2 protein-coding genes are annotated in these 25,658 nt (G+C 60.3%); both read left to right on the top strand.

Annotated elements, in window-relative coordinates:
- The first annotated feature begins 76 nt into the window (after positions 1-76).
- Positions 77-1,756, top strand: a complete 1,680-nt coding sequence (locus B9Z37_RS04670; protein WP_167394327.1) for a ShlB/FhaC/HecB family hemolysin secretion/activation protein — start codon at positions 77-79, stop codon at positions 1,754-1,756.
- Between the two features lie 12 nt (positions 1,757-1,768).
- The coding region (locus B9Z37_RS04665; RefSeq protein ID WP_108311910.1) for an autotransporter-associated beta strand repeat-containing protein at positions 1,769-25,658 on the top strand (23,890 nt) is incomplete at its 3' end.

The following is a 25,658-nucleotide window of genomic DNA, read 5'->3' as shown; positions in this document are numbered from 1 at the left end:
TTTGATTTTGCTGGGGTCTGCTCAAGCTGGAGTCGCGCAAGTACTACAGTACCCGCCTGATCGTGCGGGTCAGCTGATGCAGCAACTGCAAACCGACCCGTCTTTGAGGCCAGAAGCCGCGCCCACTTTGCCCAAGTTGGTGCCGCCAGTCGCCCAACCTGTGCCGCCTTCAGTTGCCACACCAGGAGAAGAAACCTTCCTGTTCAAAGCCATTGTTGTTTCAGGCAACACCTTGGTCAGCACGTCTCAGATTGAGGCCATGTTGGCACCTTGGTTGGGCAAACACGTCAGCCTCGCGCAGTTGCAGCAAGCGGTGGCCCAGATCTCCTTGCTTTATCGCGATCAAGGGTGGCTGGCACAAGCAGTCTTGCCAGACCAAGATGTCTCTGAAGGTCATGTGGCTATCACGGTGATCGAGGGCAAGTTAGGCCGAGTGATCTTGCAGGTTCAAGAGACCCAGGCGCAATTGGGTGACATGGTGCGTCGTCGCGTCCAGTCGTTGATTCAAAACCGCATGCAGCTTGGACAAGCCATTCAGTTCAACGACATGGATTGGGCACTGTTGGTGGCTGGCGATTTGCCTGGTGTGTCCGTATCTGGCAGCTTGCAGGCGGGGGGGCTGCCCGGCACTTCAGATCTGCTTGTGAAGGTCGAGAATACGCCTTTGTTGGTCGGCCAGGGCAGTACCGACAACATGGGCAGCCGATCCACGGGCATCGTACGTTTGAATACGCAGTTGCAAGTCAACTCACCCTTTGGCACGGGAGAGCAATTCTCATTTTCTGCGAGCAAAAATACGGGCAGCACCTATGTGCGAGCGGCCGTTAGCACCCCCGTGGGCATTGAAGAATGGCGAGGCCTGTCCTTCAATGCCGAAGTCAGTCGCATGAATTACCGCATTCTGGATAAGTACAAACCAGATGGAGCACGTCTGCGACCTGAAGGCTTCAGCGATGTGTATGGCCTGCATCTGCTCGGCCCTTGGCTGAGAACAAGCAACACCAATTTGAGTTTGGACTTGGGTTTGGAGTACCGCAATGCGGTGGATAAGTCTGACTTAGAGGTGCCTGGCACATTGGGTGTGGTGCGTCGCACCCAAGTGCACAGCCGCACGATGGCCTTGAACTTAAGTCACATGGATGGCCTATGGGGTGGTGGCAACAACTTAGCGGGCCTTGTGCATACGCGTGGCTCGGTGAACCTGGGGCCTTCTGGCCCAGCTTCAATGGATGCAACAGAGGCGCGAACGCAAGGCGATTTCGAAAAAATGCGCTTAACCGTTTCCCGATTGCAGTTCATTGATGGCAAGCACTCCATTTTCATGGCTGCTTCCAAGCAATGGGCTAGCAAAAATCTGGACTCTTCAGAAAAGCTTTATTTGGGTGGCGCATCGGGTGTGCGTGCCTTCCCCAACAGCGAGGCAGGAGGCAGCACTGGCGTCACTGCCACGCTGGAACTGCGTCGCGACTGGAGTGCACAGTGGCAAACCACATTGTTCTATGACTATGGACGTGTGACCCAGTTCAAGGTCCCAGTCCGTGCAGATGGCACCACGCTGCTCAATGATCAGAGCAATGAGCTCATGCTGCACGGTCGCGGGGTGTCTGTCACGTACCGTTTTGTTTCAGGTGCGGAGGTCAAGGCCACCGTATCACGTCGCGTGTCACCTAATCCGCGGCCCACTTCAGAGGGCAAAGACAACGACGGCACCCTTCGTCTCAACCGTGTTTGGCTGACCGCCAGCATTCCTTTCTAAATAGAAAAGACAGTGAACAAGGTTTACCGCGTCATCTTCAACGAAGTCACCGCCACTTGGACGGTGGTGGCGGAGACCGCCCGTTCGTGCGGAAAACGCAGTTCGCTTGTTAAAAAAATGGCCAAGCTGGCTGCTGTTTTGGGGATGGCCGCGCAGTTGGAGTTGGCCGCCGCCGGACCGCCAGCTCCTGTCGAGTTGCCCGCACAAGGGCAGGTGGCGGCGGGCATTGCACAAATTGGCAGAGCGGGCACAGCCACAGCACCCGTGCTCAACATTGACCAAAGCTCGCAACGTGCGGTGATCAATTGGGGCACCTTCAACGTTGGTTCGGGCGGCACTGTCAACTTCAACCAACCCAACGCACAAGCGGCCACGTTGAACCGTGTGCGCGACGCCAACCCCAGCCAGATTTTTGGCAAGATCAACGCGCCCGGCCAAGTCACGTTAATCAACCCGGCAGGCGTGTATTTTGGCAAGAGCGCTGTGCTGGATGTGGGGGCTGTGACCGCCACCACCATGAGCCAAAGTGACGCCAACTTCATGGCGGGCAAATCCGACTTCTCGCGCAATGGCGCTACTGGTGCTGTGGTCAATGAAGGCACCATTCGCACTGCACTCAATGGTTATGTGGCGCTGTTGGCACCGCAGGTGCGCAACGAAGGCTTGATCGTGGCGCAGCAAGGCACCGTCGTCATGGCGGGGGCAGAAGCTGTGAGCCTTAACTTTGACCCTTCCAGCAAATTGGCCAGCATCACGGTCAGCCCCAGCCTGATCGCGACATTGGTCGAAAACAAAACGGCAGTCCATGCACCCGATGGCCTGATCATCCTCAGCGCCACGGCCATGGATGCTTTGACCGGCCAAATCATCAACAGTGGGCAACTGAATGCCAACAGCCTGACCCGTCAGGGCGGGCGCATCTTGCTGCAAAGCGGCAAGGTGCAATTGACCAGCACCAGCGTGCTCAATGCCAAAGGTGCAACGCAAGGTGGTGAGGTGCACATTCAGGCGCACCGCATTGAAAACGCGGGCGTCATCGATGTCTCCAGCACCCAAGGGCCAGGCGGCAAAGTGCTTCTGCAAGCGAGCAGCGCCGCAATACCAACGTCACCCGCAAGCATGACGCTGGCACCTCTTTCGCAAGTGCTAGCAGATGGTGCTACCCATGGTGGCGAGGTGCGTATCGAGTCAACCCACACCTTGCAAATGGACGGCGCCACAGTCTCGGCCAGCAGCAACGCTGGCGCCGGTGGGTCGACTGTTGTGCAAGGCCGCGATGTGACGGTCACAAGCAGCACCGTACAGGTCGACGGCGACACCCGAGGTGGGCAAGTGCACATACGTGCCACGCCCAGCACACCGGCTACGCCACTGGAGCCGTTGACTCCAGCTCCTGAAGCCCCCAAGGTACTGATCAACGGCAACAGCCTGATCAGCGCCAACAGCCGACGTGGTCGGGGGGGGCTGGTGACCATCACGGGTAACACTCTGCTGTTGCAGGACAGTACACGCATTGATACCACCGGCTACAGCGGCGGCGGTGAGGTGTACGTGGGTGGCGGTTGGCAAGGCACGGGCGACTTGCCCCAGGCCAACACCGTGACCATGGGCCAAGACGTGTTGATCGACGCCAGCGCCACCGACCAAGGCAAAGGCGGCACGGTGGTGCTGTGGAGTGACATTCGCAAAGCCGATTCGGTGACTGCAGCGCAAGGCCGCATCCTGGCCAAAGGCGGTGCGAACGGCGGCGATGGTGGGCAGGTGGAGACCTCTGGCAAATGGCTCGACATAGGCGACAACATTTCTGTCTCAACCAAAGCGGCATCAGGACAAGACGGCTTGTGGCTTTTGGATCCAGAGCATTTGTTGATCATCACCCCAGACTGGGTGGGCTTTAACTATTCAATTACTGGCACCACCACTTACACCGCTAGAACAGCCGATCCATCGGCACCCATCATTGAGAATGGCGTTGACACCCGCTATAGAGGTCCAGTCGTTGATGGTATTTCCTATCCAGGGGTGACCACTCTCAAAACCAGCACGATAGTGACCGCCCTTAATTCAGGGAATGTCAAGGTGTTGGCTACAGGACTTATTGATGTCAACGGTTGGCAAGGCTCAGGAATTACCAATTACTACATTAATTCAACAACAACAAATCAGTTGACGCTTGAAGCTGGAACGTCAATTTTCCTAAATAATTCCACTGGCAATAAGTTGATCAATTTGCCAAATGGAAGGCTCGAGTTATTGGCTGGAACCAGTATCTCTCAGGGGTCTACAGAGAGTGCCAGCCTCAATGTAGGTACATTGATTTTGGGCTCATCTAACGGTGGAACGAGCAAACCCGCTGTCAACCTCACTGCAGCAAACAATTACATCAACAACCTCCAGGCCAGCAACGTCAGCACCCTCTCGCTGTCCAATGCCCAAAACCTGGCCGTCAATGCCAACGGCTTGAGCACCACGGGGGCCGTGTCTTTGAACGTGACCGGCAACCTCAACATCAACGGCAGCATCACCACCAACGGTGGAAGTGCCTCGCTCAAGGCCACCAGCCACATCATCCAGGCAGCCAACACCAGCATCGCAACAGGCGGTGGGGCCGTTACCTACTGGTCGAATGCGGGGGGCGCATCGGGTTACATCCGAATCGGGTCGGGTGTGAGTGTCACCTCTGGCGGTGGAGCCATCACCATGGGGGGAGGCACCACCGATCCGATGGTGGGCTATGCAACCGGTGCGGCCAACGGTTCATTCACCAACGGGATCGACATCAGCAGTGGAACGACGCTGAACTCCGGTGGCGGTAACATCAGTCTGCGGGGTCAGAGCGCCAACTTTGCCAACACCTCCAACCTGGCCGTTTACATCAAGGCCAGCACCATCAACGCAGGCTCGGGAAAGGTGTACATCGAGGGCGTCGGATTTGGCACAGGAACCGCCAACGTCCAAGGCGTCACGATCGAAGCCACGTCCACCATCACATCCTCCAACACGGCTTCAGACGCCATTCGCTTGGTCGGAAATACCGGCAGTTCAAACGCCCACAGTTCTTTGGCGGTCAATCTTGGCGGTACCACGCTTGCTGCAACGGGGGCTGGTGGCGGCATCATCATCGAAGGTACGGCGGGTATCGGCACCATCTTTGACCATGCCATCGATTTGGGGAATGTCTCGCTGCTGTCGGCCTCCGGCCCCATCTTGGTCGTGGCCAACAATGCCGCGCTGTCGGGCACCGACAATGCGCACCTGAATTTCTGGGGGGGCAACGTTTTTGGCTCGCAAGCCGGCAGTAGCATTACCTCATCCACGGCCAACATCACGTTGCGTGCGGACGGGCTTCGGGTGGCGGGCACCAACAACTTCAACTCCTCAGGAGCCGTCACCATCGAGTCGGTGGGCAACAGTTTCACCAGTGCAGTCAGCACAATGGGTTTGAGCTTTGGCACCACCTTGAGTAGTCTGACGATTGGGAAGCCCAACAACACAGCCAACATATTTGTCGATGGCTCGGTCAGCGTGGCTGGCCCCATTTCCATTACAGGCGGCAATTTATTTCTGGCGGGTGACTTGACGTCTACGGCAGGGGGTAATCTTTCTCTGCAGGGCACGGGTGAGGTGACTCTGGTGGGCAATGCAAGCACCACCGGCTCCTTCAGCGTGACTGCTGGATCCGCCAATAGCTTTGTGATGGGTATGAACTACAGCACCGGCGTGGGTTCTACCATCTCGGCTGGTCAGGGTGTGACCATCACCGCAGGGACCACCAACCTTGCAGGCAACGTGACCACTGCAGGCGCCAACATCAGCGTGACCGGTAATCTGCAAGTGGCCAACCTCAGCGCCAGCCCTGTGACGTTCGACTCAGGTGGTGGCAATATTGGCTTCACCAGTGGAGTGGTGTCAGGCTTCAGTGGCACTTTGGCTGACTATGCGATTTTGAGCCTGAACAGGAGCAAATCCTTCACAGGCATGAATGCAACGATCAGCGGTATCACTGGCAGTAACCACGTACTTTATTCATTCACCCAAACAGGCAACAGTGCTTTTTACAGGCCCTACGGCGTCTCTGCCGTTGACTATCTGGTTGTGGGCGGCGGCGGTGGCGGCGGAACCAGTGTATGGGGTTCGACTACTGGCGGCGGCGGTGGCGGCGGCGGTGTCGCGGATGGTGTCAACCTTTCACTGACCGAGTCCAGTCTGGGTGTGCTCGTCGGATCGGGCGGCGCGCTAGGCAACCAAGGTGGGGACTCGGCATTTGGCACCATATTGGTCGGTGGCGGTGGCAGTGGTGGTAACACGGGGGTCAACAATGCGACCGCTGGCACCGGTGGGGCCGGTTATGCCGCAGGCGGCGGCGGCGGCGGCGCCGGATGGAATATCTTTACGACTCGCGCAGGGGGTTCTGGCAGCCAACGCAGTGGCGGATCGGGTCGATCCACCAGCACCGCTGGCTGGGGAGGTGCTGGTGGTGGTGCTACCGGAAACGCCCAAGATGGTTGGAACCAAAACACCGTCGCAGGCGCAGGGTTTGCCTCCAGTATCACAGGCACCAGCGTGACCTACGGAATGGGTGGGCGGCCCATCGATGCCGCTACAGCCAATTCAGGCGGCGGTGGAGGTGCGCAGTCCTACGCCACAACACCGAATGGGGCAAACGGCATCGTGGTTCTTCGTCATTCCATGGCCAACGCCACGCGCGCGGCGGGCAGCGCGCTCAGTGTGGTGTCGGGTGGTGGTGCCATCTCATTGAACTCCAACACCACCAACACCACCCTCAGCAGCAATCTGACCCTCTCTGGTCCTGCCACGATCAGCAGCAATCTGTTCATTGGCGCTGACAATTTAACGATCACCTCGGGCAGTGGCGGTGTCACCTTCTCGGGGGCCATCAACAGCGATGCCGCCAGCACGCCCCGAAACTTGTCGGTCACGGCCACAGGCGGCAGCATCACGCTGGGCGGCTCGGTGGGCACCACCAACGCGCTGGACAGCTTCTTGCTGAGCGCATCCGAAGTCGTTTTGCCCAACGCCAACTCTAGTTGGGTGGCCAGAGAGGACATCGTTGTCAACGCGCCAATCCGCCACACCGGGGCCGCCAACGTCACAGCGACCTTGACTGCGGGGGACGACATCTACCTCAATGGCGCCGTATCGGCCACATCCACAGGCCGGCTAAGTTTGGCTTTGACGGGGGCCCGGTACGGCGGCGTTATTGCTTTGGAAGGCGACGTGACGACGGGCGGTGGCAGCTTGTCGGCCACGGCCGACACCATCAGCTTCCAGGCCACATCGAACCAGACGATTGACACCAGCCTCAGCGGTGGCACTGGTGGCGCCATCACCTTGAACAACGTGAGCAACACAGACACCCAAGTCCTACTGGGCGTGTTGAACGGCGGCTCTGCGGGCACGCTGACGCTCAACACAGGCGGGGGCGCGGTCTCGGTCACGGGGACTGTCAATTCGGCAGCGTCCGTGCAGCGTCAGACCGTTATCGGTGCGGGCTTGGGCGGCTGGAGCTCCACGGCTGCCTACGACACAGGCTACGCGGAATGGGGCACGGTCATAGGACCTTTTGCCAACGGAGGGGCGGTTACCCGAACTCTCGATTTCTCAGGCGCTGGGCGAAACATCACCTTTGACGTTTACCGCCTGGAAAGCTGGGACGGCGAATTGATCCAATTCAGTGTGGGTGCTAGCGTCATTGGTTCACATAGCCTTATCGAGAGCACCACACTGACCGCACCCACCAGCGCCACTACTGTGGCTTCAGGGTATGCCGTCACACTGGCACCCAGCGGCAGCGTTTTGTCTGGCGATTTTGGCAGCGCCCGCACGGACCAGACCTGGCGATCGCAAAAGCTCAATGTCTCGATCAACACGCCCAGCCTCTCTTCATCTACCCTTAGGGTTGACAGTACCCTGAACTCGGGTTGGGCCGACGAAGGCTGGGGCATCCGCAACTTTTTGGTGCGTGACCTGGCCTCAAGCTATGCGGGTAATGCAGCCTTGACGGTCAATGCGGGGGCGGGTGCCGTGGGTTTCTCGGGTGGTGTCGGCCAAACCAAGACCCTGGGCGCGTTGCAGCTCAACAGCACAGGCACCACCACTTTGGGCGCAGCTGTCACGGCAGCCAGCCTGAGCACCAATACCGGCGGATCGCTCCGGCTCAGTGGCCCCTCAGTGACCACCACAGGTGCACAAACTTATGCCGAAGACCTCGTCCTGACGGGCAATGTGACCATGTCGGGCTCGGCCATCACGGCCACAGGCGCCATCAATTTGCAGGCCAACCGCCTCACCCTGAGCACCAACACCAGCCATGAAATCGCGGGTGTGATCAGCGGCACCGGTGGCGCCATCACCAAAGAGGGCAGTGGCGTGTTGACCCTGTCCGGGGATAACACCTTCACGGGTGGCGTGACGGTGTCGGCAGGCACGGTCCGGGCAGGGGCGAATTCGGTGTCCACGACCAGCGGGGCCATGGGCACTGGTGCGGTGACGGTGCAGTCAGGTGCGGTGATTGACCTGAATGGCCGGACCGTGGCGAACGCGCTCAACATCACCGGTACAGGCATTGGCAACACCGGCGTGCTGATCAACTCCAACGCCGATGCCGCGACCGCCAGCGGCGCCGTGACGGTAGCGGCCAACTCGACCTTGGGCGGCACCGGCGCCATGACGCTCAGCGGCGTGGTGAGCGCTAGCACCCACACGGTCACCTTTGCCAACGCTGCCTCGTTCACGGCCAACAACGCCGGCAACAGCATCCAAAACATCGTCATCAGCAACAGCGCGCTGACGCTCAGAACCAACCAGTCTTTGTCGGTGGCAGCCAGCAGCCTGAGTGGGGCGACCACGCTGCAAACCATGGCGGCCAACAGAGACATCACCATCTCAGGCGCCATCACCAACAACCTCGATGGCAACAGCCTGACCTTGATGGCCTCCAAGGACATCGCCTTCAGCAGCAGTGTCACGGGTTCCTCAGGGAAATCGCTCAGCGTCTACGCCTATTCAGACACGGACAACAGCAGCGCCGGGGGCATTCGTTTTGGTTCTTTCATTTCGACCTGGGGCGGCCATGTGGTGCTGGCTGGCGGCACCAACGACACCACATCGAGTTGTGCCGGAACTTTCTCATGCACTGCGGGGTTTGCCAGTCAAGGTATCTCCAACATCGGCATCTTCTTGACAGGTGCAAGCCAGTACATCCAAGCGGGGGGTGGCAACATCACCATGCGCGGGCTGGGTAACCCCACGGGCAGTTCTACTGGCGACGGTATTCTTTTTGAGAATTCGGGTGGCGTAACCACATCCGGCACGGGAACGATCACCTTAACGGCTATCGCGACAGGTGTCTGGAACGGCATTCGAGTCAACAGCACCACGATTTCCACAGGGTCGGGTGACATCTCTATCACCGGCAACAGCAATTCGACCGGTTCTTTCAGCGGCGTGCGCCTGCATGGAAGCACCGCGGTCAGCACCACGGGCAGGGTGAATATTTCGGGTGTCGGCGGAAGTGCCAATTACGGTGTGTGGGTCGTGGACACAGCCTCCATCAGCGCGGGTGGTGACGTCACCATCAACGGCCAGAACGCGACGCGCAATTGGGGCGTGGTCTTGGAGTCCAGCGGTACCATTCAGAGCACTGCGGGCAACATTTCTGTCACGGGTGTGGGCTCGAGTGGTGTTTATCTGAATATCACCTCCCTGGTGGCCGCCAATAACGCGAGCACACCCACCTCGGGGGGCAGCATCAGCATCAACGGCACCGGCTCCTCCGGCTACGGTCTGCAACAAGCCTCAGGCGCAATGACGGCTTTCGGTTCGATCACCGCGACCGTCTCGAGCACTGGGATGCGCGCATCGTATTTTGGGGGCACAGGAGTCAACCGTGCCGTGGGCGATATCTCCATCACCAGCACCAGCACCAGCGGCAATAACTGGGGCATGTATGTTGAAACTAACAAGGTCTTTCAGACCACGGCCGGCAACATCGCCATCACGGCCTCGGGTCAAGCTGGTGCCTATATTTACGGCAAATTGATTGCTGCCAACAGCGAGGCCAACCCCACCTCGGGCGGTACCATCACCATCAATGCCAGCGGCACCAGCAGCTACGCATTGCAACTTTATGGCTCGACTGTGATCGCCCATGGCGCAATCAACATCACAGCAGCCAATACCAGTACACACCACAGCTTCAGACACGAAGGGGCGGCGGGCATCATCAGATCCAATGGCGACATCACCATTCAGGCGGGCAACACTACGGGCAATACAGGAACTTGGGGCTTGGTATTGGACTCTGGTGCATCTATGCAGTCTGTTGGCGGAAACATCGCCATTACTGCCAGGGGTTCCTATGGCGGCTTGTATATTGAAGACAACGGCACCATTGTGGCGGGCAACCACTTCAGTGCGCCCACATCTGGCGGAAACCTGACGATCAATGCTACAGGGGTTACCGGTCACGGAACGCAAATCGTCGCAGGTTCTTTGGTGGCCAACGCCACCATCAACTTCACAAGCACTGGAGGCGATGAGGGCGCAACCATATACGGCACGGGTTTGTTCAGAGCGAATGGCAACATCACGATTGCTTCGACCTCGACATCGACGAGTGACTGGGGGCTTTACTTAGATTCCAGTCGCCTCATTCAATCCACTGGCGGCGATGTCTCGATCACGACCAACGGCGGTTGGGGGCTTTATATCGCTGGCGGAGGCATTGTTGCTGGCAACAGCACCACCGAGCCGACATCCGGCGGCAATATCACGATCAATTCAACAGCAAGCAACGGATACGGTTCGCAGATCATCAATGGTTCGCTGGTGGCCAACGGCACCATCAACCTCACATCCCGCGGTGCCCTTGAAGGCGCCTACATCTATGGCACGGGTTTGTTCAGAGCCAATGGTGACATCACCATCAATGCCACCAGCACGACCACGGGAAATTGGGCCTGGTACCAGGACAACAGTCGCTTTGTCCAGTCAACGGGCGGCAACATCTCCATCACCGCCCGTGGCGGCTACGGCATCTACGTCAATGGTGGCGGAATTGTCGCGGGCAACAGCACCACCGCGCCGACGGCCGGGGGCTCCATCACCATCAACTCGACCACCACGGGCTCTAACGCCGGCGGGGCTGGTTTCCGCATGAACAGCGACAACACAGCCGTCTTGGCCTACGGTGACATTAATGTGTGTGCCAATGGTGCGTCTGCTGGCATGAACAACGCGGCAGGAAATGCCTATGGCGTTGCGATGTGGGGCTATCAGCAGGTCATACGCAGTTTCAATGGCAATTTGACGATGACCGGTTATGCCAACTTCAGCACCGGAATAGATGGACCATCGGGCGGCATCACCGTCCACAACTCCACCAACACCTTGCGCGCTAAAGGCGACATCATGCTCAAAGGCGTGTCCATGCAAGGCATCGGTCTGTATTTGACGGTGGTCGATGGGGGGTCCACCACCCAGGGCGTGCGGTCCGATACCGGCAACATCGTGATGGATGGCCTGAATAACAACACCAGTTTTGGTGCCACTTACATCCGCTTGCCGATCGTCGCGAGCGCCGGTTCCATCTATATCTCTGGCGCGGGTGGCCTGAACGGCATCCGCCAGGACGCATGGCAGGGCGCCATTACGGCATCCGGTGACATCAACCTTGTGGGCTACGCCAGGTCATCGGACGGCTTGTATTTCAGCGTTGGCGGCATCACCTCCACGGGTGGCAATGTCACGATGTCGGGTTACACCCCGGCCACCAACGCGGCCAGTGACTACGGCATTTACTCTGCTGCGTCTTCGGTGTCGGCGGCCAATGGTTCGGTTATTTTCCAGGGCGCCAAAATCAACTCGGCATCTACGGGCAATGGGCTGTTTGCCAACGCAGCTAGCAACACCACCGGCGGCCTGATTGACCCGATTTATGCACTGGCGGATGCGGCCAACCCGGCGTTTGGCCCCTCAAAAGGCATCAAGTGGCTGGGCAACATCACGGCCAACACCTCGACGGGTTACATCCAAATCCACTCCAAGGCGCCCGAGATCACTGGGAATATGACGGCCTATGGTTTGGCCTTGTTGGGCACCAACCAAAGCTATTCGCTCACCGGCACAGGCTCGATCAGCGCCATCACAGCCAGTTTGGGGACCGGGTCGCTCACTTATTCCAATTCAGGCACGCTGACCATTGGCTCTTTCGGTGGCGTCAGCGGCATCACCGCAGGCACAGTCACGCTGACAGCAGGGGGCTTGCTCGGGTCCAACAACATCTCTGCCACAGGCGGCACGATCACGATCAACCCCGCCACAGGGTCGCATGACTATTCGGGCGTGATTTCGGGTGCTGTGGGCCTGACCAAGTCCGGCAATGGCACCCAAATCTTGTCGGGTGCCAACACCTATTCTGGCGCGACCAACATCACCGGCGGGGTTCTGCGGGTGACCCACTCTGACGGACTGGGTTCATCGGCAGGCGGTACGACAATCAGCGGTGGAGCTGCGCTTGAGTTGACGGGCGGCATCACCTTGGCCGATGCCCTCTCACTTTCGGGCACTGGCGTGTCCAATAACGGCGCAGTCCGCAGCGTCTCTGGGGCTAACACCCTCACAGGCAACATCACCCTGGCGGCCGCTGCTGAAATTCAAGTTGATGCTGGCACCTTGTCCATCGCACCCACAGCGGGCAACGCATTCACAGGCGCCTTTGCCCTCACGACGCAAACCGATGGCAACTTGACCATTGCTGGCGTGATGGCGACTGGCACGGGTTCATTGACCAAGACGGGCGCAGCCAATCTGTTTTTAACGGCCAACAACTCTTTCACGGGCAACACCACGGTTTCGACGGGCGCCCTCTATTTGGGTAACAACACAGCTGCTGGCTCGTTGGCCGGGGCGATTGTCAACAACACCAGTGTGTGGATTCACCGCTCAGACAACGTGACCATGGGCAACGCCATCAGCGGTACTGGCAGCTTGACCAAGATGGGCAGCAACACGCTGACACTGACCGCTAGCAACACGTACAGCGGCACGACCACCATCAACGCGGGCACGCTGGTGCTGCAAAACGACGCAGCCAACCCGACCAGCAAGACCATTGCGGGCACCGGGGCCTTGCGCATCGAGTCTGCTGCCAACAGTTTCACCAGCGCCTTCAGCACCTCGGGTTGGAACTTTGGCTCCACCTTGAGCGGCTTGACCATTGGCAAGTCCACCAACACCACCAACATCACCCTGGGCAGTGCCCTCTCGGTGACGGGGCCGATTTCGGTGTTCGGCGGGAAAATCGAACTCTCCAACGACTTGACCGTTAGCACCAACGATCAGCTTAGGCTCATTGCCAGCAAAGACATCGTGGCTTCTTCAGGTGTTGATATCTCCACGCAAGGCGGCAACATCGTATTGAGCAGTAACAGCGATGGTGCTGCAGGCGGTGCCATTTTGATGACTGGCGCGACCTTGCGCAGTTATGGCGGGAGCATCACACTGGGCGGCGGCACAGATGGATCGGGTTACGCCGAGGGATCTGCAGAAGGTGCAGTTGGTCAGCGTTACCGTGGTTTGTGGTTGGATCAAACCACGATTGATGCATCGGGTTCAAGTGCCAATGGCAATGTCGCCATTCGAGGCAGAGGTTGGCAAGGTGCTGATTGGGTAAGTTCAGCGGCAGCAGACTATGCAATCGGAGTCGATGTCGTGACCAATACCGTCATCAAGACGGGTGGTGCGGGTACGGTATTGATAGACGGGATTGGTGGCAAGAACAATCGCGGTGATTCACACGGTGTGGGCATCAATTTCTTCAACGGGCCACAAATTCACACGGATTCAGGCGCCATCACCTTGGGGGGCAGTGCAGGTACTGGTACTGCCCGCGAGCGTGCGGGTATTTTGATGGACGGTGGTGCTACCGCTTCCATCTACTCTTCTTCGGGTGCTATCACTATCACGGGTGTCGCCGCTGTGAATGATCCGGGCATCAAGTTCAATGCTGGCGTTAACTTGGGTTGGAACGGTGTGTCTGGCAACACAACGGGTGCCATCACCCTCAACGCCAATGCCATGTCCTTAGGGTCTGGCTTGAGCCTGAGAACATCTGGTGCTCTGACGATCCAGTCGGTGGGGGATAGTTTCACGAGCGCCTTCAGCACCAGCGGCTGGAGCTTGGGCAACAACTTGGGTAGCTTGACCATTGGCAAGACCACCAACACCAGCGCCATTAGCCTGGCCAATGCCATCACGATGGCTGGCCCGATGACGGTTTACGGTGGTGTCGTCAATGTCAACGCAAACCTGAACACCAGCGCCGGCGCTGGAGCGGGTGATCTGCTCATCAAAGCATCAGGTGACATTTCACTCCAGGCCAGCAGATCCATCACAACCGCGGGTGGCGATGTGGTGTTGTGGGCCAACAGCGACGGTGAAACCACGGGCGGGGGCATTTTTGCGTACTCGGGTGTGAACATTTCCACTGGGGGCGGACATTTGTGGATGGGCGGCGGCTCTGGCAATGCAAGCTGGAACGGTTTGACGGTGGGGGATGGTTATGCAGTCTCAGGCACCACGATCAGTGCGCCACTCACCGCCAATGCAGTCGCCTCAAACTTTGACAGGCCTGCGGTTTTCCTTCAAGGCACCATGCTGTCCACCGCCAATGGCGACGTGTACATTGCCGGTCGAACCACCACATCGCGCGGCTTCCTGACCACGGGTAATGTGTCGATCAACGCGGGGGCTGGCAAGGTCAAGATTGAAGCCATTGCCGTCACGGGTGGCGCCGGTGCAGGCACAGGCTGGCACGATGCCACCAGCACGTTCACGGTGACGTCCACCAACGCCGCTGCCGATGCCATTGTGTGGAGATCTGACGCCTCTGGCAGCAGTACCAGTGGCTTGGGGGGTGAGGGCTTCGGGATGGCGGGCACCAATTCACTGATTGCCAGCAACGGTGGAGGTGTCAGCTTCACATCCAGAGGGTCCTCCACTGGCTCAGATGGTATTCGGCTGGGTTACCTGCAAGATCAAGGTGGAACTTTGAACCTGTTGGCCAATAGCGGTGCCATTTCTCTGAATACCGGCTCGAGTGCCATCAACTTTGCCAACAACTTAACCGACACCTTTATTGGCTTCAGAAGCGGTTCTGCGGTGACCGCCTCTACCAGCAATGTGTCGATCATTTCAGACAATGTCAGCATTGCGGGCAACCTCAACATCAACACCACCGGTGCACTGACCGTGGCGCCCACGGCAGGCAACTCTTTCTCGAGCACATTCAACACCGCATTCCTGCGTTACTCCTCGGGCATCACCGGCTTGACCATCGGTCACGCCAGCAACACCGGCAACATCACCATTGGCTCTGCCGCCACCGTGGCCGGGCCCATAACGCTGTGGGGTGGGGCCGTGGCGCTCAACGGCGTCTTGACCACGACCAACGCCAGCACTGGCGACATCAGCATCCGGACCAGCGGTCTGACAGGTTCGAGCGGCATGTCCCTGGCCAATGGACGCACCCTGACGGTCACCCAATCTGGCACCAGCACCTACAGCGGCGCAGTCGGTGGAACCGGGGTCTCCTTCAGCAAAGCTGGCGCAGGCAACTTGACCCTGTCGGCCGCGCAGACGTTCACCGGCGCCATGTCGGTGGGGGCAGGCACCTTGACCAACGGCGTGGTCAATCTCTTGACCGACGGTACGGCATTGACCGTGGAGAACAACGCGACCTGGAGCCTCAATGGTTTTGCGGACACGGTCGGCTCCATCGCAGGTCCCGGCAACATCAGCCTGGGCAGTGCGACTTTGACGGCCGGTGGCAGCCATGCCAACACCACCTTCGGTGGCGTGATGTCGGGCACCGGCGGCTTCACCAAAACCGGCACCGGTACATTGACCTTGTCTGGCGTCAACACATTCACGGGTGCCACGCGCATCAGTGCGGGCACCCTCAAGAGCGCCGCAATCAATGCGCTGAGCAACAGCACGGCGGTGACAGTGGAGGCCAATGGCACTTGGGACTTGGACGGCTATGCAGACACGGTGGGCTCGATCGCGGGCAGCGGTCAGATCCTGTTGGGCAGCGCAACGCTCACCGCAGGGGGCAACGGCACCAGCACCAGCTTTGGCGGCGTGATTTCCGGCGCCGGTGGTCTGACCAAAGCGGGTTCCGGTGTGTTGACGCTGTCGGGTCAGAACACCTACCAGGGGGGCACCCTGGTGAGCGCCGGCACGCTTGCGGTGGGCCATGCCTTGGCCCTGGGCGACAGCAGCAGCGGCACCAGTGTGGCCAGCGGCGCCGCACTCGACCTGCTGGGCGTGGATGTGCAAGGCGAAGTGCTGACGCTGGCGGGCGGTACCCTCAAAGACGCCACCAGCAGCTGGGCCGGAGCCATCACGCTGACGGCCAACAGCTTCTTCGATGTCGGCAGCGGCGACACGCTGACCGTCAGCGGCGTGATTTCTGAAAGTGGCGGTGCGTTTGGCCTGACCAAATCGGGGGCCGGCACCTTGGTGCTCTCGGGCGACAACACGCTCTCTGGCGCCAGCACGGTTTCGCAGGGGCTGGCGCAGGTGGGCCATGCGCGCGCATGGGGCACAGGGGCCGTCACGGTGAGCAATGCGGCTGCGCTGGATCTGGCCGGCTATTCGATCGCCAACGCGCTGACCGTAGCCGGTACAGGGGTCTCCGACAGCGGCGTGCTCTACAACAGCGCCAGCACCGCGGCCGGGGTGACGGGTGCCATCACGCTGTCGGCCGCCTCTACCTTCAAGAACCAGGGCCAACTCACCCTGGGCGCCATCAATGGTGCTGCGGCGCTGACCCTGCAGAACACGGGCGCCGTGGTGCTGAACGGCGCGGTGGGCGGCAGCACGGCGCTGTCCTCCTTGACGGTCGCCGGCCCGGTCACTGTGGCTGCCGATGTGAGGACCACCGGCACGCAAGCCTACACAGGTGCGGTCACGCTCAGCGGCGGCGCCCGCACTTTGACCGGCTTAACCATCCATACCCAGAGCACCCTGGCGGGCGGCGGCAACGCGCTGACCCTCTCGGGTGCTGCGGATGTGGATGGGGCCTACACCGGCTTAAGCAGTTTGAGCGTTTCGGGGGCCTCCAATTTGGGTGCCGATGTGACGACCACGGGCACGCAGACCTACACCGGTGCGGTGACCTTGAGCGGCGGTGCACGCACACTGACCGGCTCCAGCATCAACAACCGCAGCACACTGGCTGGCGGCAACAATGCCTTGACGATCACGGGCGACGCCGACATCGATGGGGCTTTCAGTGGCATCAGCCAACTGAGCGTTTCGGGCGCTACCAATATCGGTGCCAACGTCACGACCACTGGCACACAGACCTACACCGGAGCCGTGATCCTGAGCGGCGGTGCGCGCACATTAACGGGCTCAACCATCAACACCCAAAGCACGCTGGACGGTGGCACCAACGCCCTGACCATCACGGGTGCGGTGGATGTGGATGGCCATGCCACCAATCTGGCCAGCTTGAGCGTGAGTGGCGCTGCTGATCTGGGGGGCAACATCACCAGCAGCGGTGTGCAAACTTACTCCGGTGCGGTGAATTTGAGTGGTGGCGACCGTACGCTGACGGGCACGACCATCAACACACAGAGCACCTTGGCGGGTGGCGGCAACGCGCTGACCATCACCGGTGCGGCCGACATCGACGGCGCTGTCACAGGTGTGACGAATCTGAGCGTCTCGGGTACTTCGAACATCGGCGCCAATGTCACGACCAGCGGCATCCAGACCTACACAGGTGTGGTGACTTTGAGTGGTGGCGACCGTACGCTGACGGGCTCGACCATCAACACACAGAGCACCTTAGCGGGTGGCGGCAACGCGCTGACCATCACCGGTGCGGCCGACATCGACGGCGCTGTCACAGGTGTGACGAATCTGAGCGTCTCGGGTACTTCGAACATCGGCGCCAATGTCACGACCAGCGGCACCCAGACTTATTCAGGTTCGGTGACGGTCTCGGCCGCTTCAACCTTGGCCACGACCAACAGCAACGTGACTTTGGGCGGCAGCTTAACCTTGGCTGAAAACCTCACCATCAACACCGGCGCTGGCGCGGGTGACATTGTGCTGACGGATACAGTCGATGGTGCCAAGGCGCTGAGCTTGAGCGCAGGCACCGGCGCCATCACCTTGAGTGGGGCGGTGGGGCAAACCACACGCTTGGGAGTCTTGACACTCAACAGCACTGGCAACACCACACTGGCACAAGCCGTGAAGGCCGCCAGCCTTGTCAGCAACGCGGGCGGCACGATGCTCATCAACGGTGGCAGTGTGGACACTACGGGCACACAAAGCTATGGCGATGCGATCACGTTAGGCGCTGACACCACGTTGACCGGCACGACCATCAACACACAGAGCACCTTGGCGGGTGGCGGCAACGCGCTGACCATCACCGGTGCGGCAGATATCGACGGCGCTGTCACAGGTGTGACGAATCTGAGCGTCTCGGGTACTTCGAACATCGGCGCTAACGTCACGACCAGCGGCACGCAGACTTATTCAGGTTCGGTGACGGTCTCGGCCGCTTCAACCTTGGCCACGACCAACAGCAACGTGACTTTGGGCGGCAGCTTGACCTTGGCTGAAAACCTCACCATCAACACCGGCGCTGACGCGGGTGACATTGTGCTGACGGGTGCAGTCGATGGTGCCAAGGCACTGAGCTTGAGCGCAGGCACCGGCGCCATCACCTTGAGTGGGGCGGTGGGGCAAACCACACGCTTGGGAGTCTTGACACTCAACAGCACTGGCACCACCACACTAGCACAAGCCGTGAAGGCCGCCAGCCTTGCCAGCAACGCGGGCGGCACGATGCTCATCAACGGTGGCAGTGTGGACACTACGGGCACACAAAGCTATGGCGATGCGATCACGTTAGGCGCTGACACCACGTTGACCGGCACGACCATCAACACACAGAGCACCTTGGCGGGTGGCGGCAACGCGCTGACCATCACCGGTGCGGCAGACATCGACGGCACTGTCACAGGTGTGACGAATCTGAGCGTCTCGGGTACTTCGAACATCGGCGCCAATGTCACGACCAGCGGAACCCAGACCTACACAGGTGCGGTGACTTTGAGTGGTGGCGACCGTACGCTGAAGGGCTCGACCATCAACACACAGAGCACCTTGGCGGGTGGCGGCAACGCGCTGACCATCACCGGTGCGGCAGACATCGACGGCGCTGTCACAGGTGTGACGAATCTGAGCGTCTCGGGTACTTCGAACATCGGCGCCAATGTCACGACCAGCGGAACCCAGACCTACACAGGTGCGGTGACTTTGAGTGGTGGCGACCGTATGCTGACGGGCACGACCATCAACACACAGAGCACCTTGGCGGGTGGCGGCAACGCGCTGACCATCACCGGTGCGGCCGACATCGATGGCACTTTCTCAGGCGTCACCAACTTGAGCGTGTCAGGCACTTCTAATATTGGTGCCAACGTGACGTCAACCGGCACGCAGATTTATGCGGGAGCCGTAACCCTGAGCGGCGGCGACCGCACCTTAGCGGGCGCGACCGTGAACACGCAAAGCACTTTGGCCGGTGGCAACAATGCCTTGATCATTACAGGGGCAGCAGACATTGACGGCGCGTTAAGTGGCCTCACCAACCTGAGCGTGGCGGGCGCGTCCAACATCGGCGCCAACGTCACGACATCGGGCACGCAGACCTATACCGGTGCGGTGACGGTATCTGCCGCATCAACGCTGAGCACGACCAACAACCATGTGAACTTTGGGAGCAGCCTGAATTTAGGTGATAACCTGACCGTCAACACCGGTGCTGGAGCCGGTGACATTGTGGTGACGGGTGCTGTGGAAGGGGCCAAGGCGCTGACTTTGAACGCTGGCACCGGCGCGATCACCTTGAGTGGTGCTGTTGGACAAACCACACGCCTCGGAGTCTTGGCGCTCAACAGCAGCGGAGTTACCACACTGGCACAAGCCGTCAAAGCCGCCAGCCTGACCAGCAATGCCGGCGGGACGTTGCTCATCAACGGCGGTAGTGTTGACACCACCAGCACACAAAGCTATGGCGATGCGATCACCCTGGGTGCCGACAGCACCCTGACCGGATCGACCGTGAACACGCAGAGCACCTTGGCCGGTGGCGGCAACGCGCTGACCATCACCGGGGCAGCAGACATTGACGGCGTGTTCAGTGGGCTCACCAACTTGAGCGTCTCGGGTACTTCGAATATTGGTGCCAACGTCACGACCACGGGCACGCAGACCTATGCGGGTGCGGTGACCTTGAGCGGTGGCGACCGCACCTTGGCCGGCTCGACCATTAACACGCAAAGCACTGTGGCCGGTGGCGGCAATGCCCTGACCATCACCGGTGCAGCAGACATTGATGGTTCAATCTCTGGCCTCACCAACTTGAGCGTCTCGGGTACTTCGAATATTGGTGCCAACGTCACGACTACGGGCACGCAGACCTATGCGGGCGCGGTGACCCTGAGCGGTGGCGATCGCACCTTGGCCGGCTCGACCGTGAACACGCAGAGCACCCTGGCGGGTGGCGGTAATGCGTTGATCATCACCGGCGATGCGGACATTGATGGTGCAATCTCTGGCATCACGAATCTGAGTGTTTCGGGCACCACCAACATCGGCGCCAACATCACCACCAGCGGCACACAAACCTATACGGGTGCGGCCACCCTGAGCTCCAACGCTGAATTGGCAGGTTCGGGGATCACCTTGGCCGCAGTGGCACTGCAGTCGGGCGCCAACGCTTACACCTTGAGCATCAACAACACTGACGATGACTCCAAGATCGACGGCGTGGTCAGCGGCACAGGTTCTTTGGTGAAGAAGGGCGCGGGCACCTTGAGCCTCAATGGCGACAACACCTACAGCGGCACCACCGACGTGAATGCGGGTACTTTGAAGTTAGGCCACAGCCAGGCTTTGGGCGCAACCGCTTCAGGCAGCGGCACCACGGTGGGGGCCGGCGGCACGCTGGACCTGAACGAATTGAGCGTGCAAGAGTCAGTGACCGTGGCCGGTGGCCGAATTCTCAATGGTGTGTTGGGTGGAGACATGACGCTCACGGCGGACAGCACCATTGAGGCGGGCGCGGGCTCGAGCCTGACGCTGTCGGGGGACATCACGGGCAGTTTTGGCTTGACGTTCAGTGGTGCAGGGGTGATCACCTTGAGCGGAAACAACAGCTTCACGGGCGAGACCACCATCAGCTCGGGCACGGTGGTGGTGGCCAGCAACACGGGCTTGGGCAGCGCAGCGGGGGGCACGACCTTGGCCAGTGGCGCCACGTTGGATCTGGCGGGGGTGACGGTGGCCGGCGAGAGCTTGGTGCTGCAGGGCGGCACGTTGAAGGACGCGACCAGCTCCTGGGGCGGCACCATCTTGATGACGGCAGACAGCACGTTTGACATTGCCCAAGGCGACACGCTGACGGTCACAGGTGCCATCTCAGGCGCAGGCCGTTTGACCAAAACAAGTGCTGGCATTTTGGTGTTGAGCCATGCTGCCAACACCTACGAGGGTGGCACCACGGTGAGCGGCGGTGTATTGAAGGTGTCTGCTGATCGCAATTTGGGTGCTGTGCCTGGAGCGGTTAACGCCCACAACATCACGCTGAATGGCGGCACCTTGCAGGCCACTGTCGACATGACCCTGTCTGCCCTGCGCGGTATCACCATGACGGGCAACAGCACGTTCAGCACCGACGCCAGTGTCAGCGTGAACTATGCCGGAGTGATCGCAGGCTCTGCAGGCTTGACCAAGTCGGGTTCGGGCTCGTTGGTGCTGACCGGTACAAACACCCACACCGGCAGCATGACTGTGGCCGGCGGCGCACTCCAATTGGGCAACGGCACAACCGGTGCTTTGGCGGAGGCCAGCAACATCGTGATCGATGCCGGGGGCAAACTGATCTTGAATCGCAGCAACGATTTCACTTTGGCCAACGTCATCTCTGGCGCAGGTGCATTGCAACAAAGTGGCTCGGGTACCGCCACGTTGACGGGCAATAACAGCAACTTCACGGGCAGCACCACGTTGGCTGCTGGTGTCTTGAATGCGGGGCAGGCCAACGCCTTGGGCAGCAATAGCACAGGCACTGTTTTGTTTGATGGCGGCGCACTGCAATACAGCGCCGACAACCAAGTCGACTACTCGGCACGCATCTCCACTGCGGCCAACCAAAACATCAAGATCGATACGAACGGCCAAGCCGTGACCTTGGCTGCCGGCCTGTCTGGCTCAGGTTCGACGCTGACCAAGCTCGGATCTGGCACCTTGACGCTCTCGGGTGCCAACACCTACTCGGGCGACACCACGGTGTCTGCAGGCACCTTGAAAGTGACGGACACGCTGGCCGATGCCACTGACGTGGTGGTGGCCTCGGGTGCCACTTACCGCGCGGAGGCAACGGACACCATTGCTTCACTCAGCGGAGCCGGAGGCACGGTGCTTGCCAGTGGCGTGACGCTGACCACAGGCAATGCCAACAACCAAAGCATTTCGGGTGTGATCAGCGGTGCAGGCGCATTGACCAAAGTGGGCAGCGGTACGCTGACCCTTAGCGGCGCCAACACCTATGCGGGTGACACCAACATCAGCGCAGGCTCCTTGAAGGTGGCAGGCACCTTGTCCGATGCCACTGATGTGGCGGTGGCTTCTGGTGCCACTTACCGCGCTGAGGCAACGGATACCATTGCCTCACTCAGCGGAGCCGGAGGCACGGTGCTTGCCAGTGGCGTGACGCTGACCACAGGCAATGCCAACAACCAAAGCATTTCGGGTGTGATCAGCGGTGCAGGCGCATTGACCAAAGTGGGTAGCGGTACGCTGAGCTTGACAGGCGCCAACACCATGACGGGGGTGGTGAGCATCGAAGCCGGCACCTTGGTGGCCGACCACAGCGCGGGACAAGCGCTGGAGACCGCTGCCAAAGTGCAGGTGAGTGCTGGCGCGGTGTTGAGCGTCGGCACACCTTCGGCTGGCACCACCACCCTCCAGTCGTTGGCAGGTGCGGGTGATGTGGTGGTCGGGGCAGACCAGCGCTTGAAGGTCACTGCAGGACTGGCGAGCGATGATTTTTCAGGTGTGATCAGCGGCGGCTCGGGCAGCGGTGGGCTGGAAGTTGCAGGTGGCACGCTCACCCTGACGGGCGTCAACACCTACACCGGCAACACCGCCATCACGGGCGGTGCGATTTTGAAGATCATGGGCGCGGGCAGCATCGCTGCGTCGGGTGCAGTGCAGGTGTCGGGCAGCAATGGTGCGGTCTTGGACATGGCTGGCGCATCGGCAGGGGTGACCCTCAACAATTTTTCATCGGCCAGCAGCCTCACCGGTTCTGTGCTATTGGGCAGCAACACGCTCACCTTGAACACCACCGGTTCGCGAGACCTGGCCTTGGTGGTCAGTGGCACCGGTGGCTTGAGCAAAACCGGCGCCGGCACCTTGACGATGAGCGCGGCCAACACCTATTCGGGCGACACCACGGTTGCTGCAGGCACCTTGGTGCTGACGGGGGCTTTGAATAACGCGACCGATGTCACTTTGAGCGGCACCTCGGTGTGGGACTTGCGCGCTTCACAATCGGTGGCCAGCTTGAGCATGGCCAGCGGCAGCAGGATCACGCGCGGGGCGGGCACATCGGCCTTGACGGTGACCGGCCAGTCGACCTTGGCCAACAGCGTGACCACCAGCGGCACACAAACCTATCAAGGCGCGGTCACATTGGCGGCGGCCACCACGTTGGCGGGCTCGACCATCCACACGCAGAGCACCCTGGCGGGCGGCGGCAACGCCTTGATCATCACGGGTGCTGCGGATATTGACGGCGCTTTCTCGGGCATCACCGCTCTGAGCATCAGCGGTACTTCTAACTTGGGCGCCAATGTCACCACCACGGGCACGCAGACTTATGCCGGTGCCGTGACCTTGAGCGGTGGCGACCGCACCTTGGCAGGCTCAGTCATCAACACACAGAGCACCTTGGCTGGTGGTAACAACGCGCTGACCATCACGGGCAATGCGGATATCAATGCTGCATTCACTGGCCTGACCGCTTTGAGCATCAGCGGTACTTCGAACCTGGGTGCCAACGTCACGACCATGGGCACCCAGACCTACACCGGTGCCGTGACCCTGAGCGGTGGTGACCGCACCTTGAGCGGCTCAGTCATCAACACACAGAGCACCTTGGCCGGTGGCAACAATGCCTTGACCATCACAGGGGCAGCCGACATCGATGGTGCGGTAACGGACATCACCAACTTGAGCGTGTCAGGCACTTCTAACTTGGGCGCCAACGTCACCACCACGGGCACGCAGACTTTCGCAGGTGCCGTGACCTTGAGTGGCGGCGATCGCACCTTGGTCGGCTCAGTCATCAACACGCAAAGTACCTTGGCCGGTGGCGGCAACGCATTGACCATTACCGGGGCAGCCGACATCGATGGTGCGGTAACCGGCCTCACCAACTTGAGCGTGTCGGGTACTTCAAATCTCGGTGCCAACGTCACCACCACGGGCACCCAGACCTACACAGGCGCGGTGACCTTGAGCGGCGGCAACCGCACCTTGGCCGGCTCGACTGTGAACACGCAAGGTACGGTGGCTGGTGGCAACAACGCCTTGACCATCACGGGCGACGCAGACATCGACGGTTCCTTCACGGGCCTGACCGCTTTGAGCATCAGCGGCACTACTAACTTGGGCGCCAACGTCACCACCTCTGGCACGCAGACATACGCCGGTGCCGTGACCTTGAGTGGCGGCGATCGCACCTTGGTCGGCTCCACTATCAACACGCAAAGCACTTTGGCTGGTGGCAACAACGCCCTGACGATCACCGGCGCATCGGACATCGATGGCGCGTTCACAGGTATCACGAACTTGAGCGTGTCCGGCACCTCCAATATCGGCGCCAATGTCACCACCACGGGCACCCAGACCTACACAGGCGCGGTGACCCTGAGCGGCGGCGACCGCACCTTGGCCGGCTCGACCATTAACACGCAAAGCACTGTGGCCGGTGGCGGCAATGCCCTGACCATCACCGGCGCTGGGGATATTGACGGCGCCTTCACAGGAATTACCAACCTGAGCGTCTCGGGTACTTCGAATATTGGTGCCAACGTCACGACCACGGGCACGCAGACCTATGCGGGCGCGGTGACCCTGAGCGGTGGCGATCGCACCTTGGCCGGCTCGACCGTGAACACGCAGAGCACCTTGGCTGGTGGCGGTAACGCGCTGACCATCACGGGAGACGCAGACATCGACGGCGCCTTTTCTGGCCTCACCACCTTGAGTGTGTCGGGTACTTCTAACATCGGTGCCAATGTCACGACCACAGTCACACAGACCTACGCCGGCGCGGTGACGCTGAGCGGCGGCGACCGCACCCTGGCTGGCTCCATCATCAACACACAAAGCACTTTGGCCGGTGGCGGCAACGCGCTGACCATCACGGGTGCAGCCGACATCGACGGTGCCTTCTCTGGCCTCACCAACTTGAGCGTCTCGGGAGCTTCCAACATCGGTGCCAACGTGACCACCACGGGCACGCAGACCTACGCCGGCGCGGTGACCTTGAGTGGGGGTGATCGCACTCTCACCGGTTCCACCATTAACACGCAAAGCACTTTGGCCGGTGGCGGCAACGCGCTGACCATCACGGGTGCTGCGGACATTGATGGTGCGTTCACTGGCATCACGAATCTGAGTGTTTCGGGCACCACCAACATCGGTGCCAACATCACCACCAGCGGCACCCAAACTTATGTGGGTGCGGTGACCTTGAGCGGTGGCGACCGTACTTTGA

The organism is Limnohabitans parvus II-B4 (assembly GCF_003063455.1).
GTDB classification, from domain to species: domain Bacteria; phylum Pseudomonadota; class Gammaproteobacteria; order Burkholderiales; family Burkholderiaceae_C; genus Limnohabitans_A; species Limnohabitans_A parvus.
The sequence above is the reverse complement of the archived record's forward strand: the minus strand, read 5'-3'. Positions and strand labels throughout refer to the sequence as shown.

What these genes read in the sequence shown, in the direction of transcription:
- B9Z37_RS04670 (WP_167394327.1), top strand. Translation starts at nt 77, where the DNA reads ATGCAGCAACTGCAAACCGACCCGTCTTTGAGGCCAGAAGCCGCGCCC.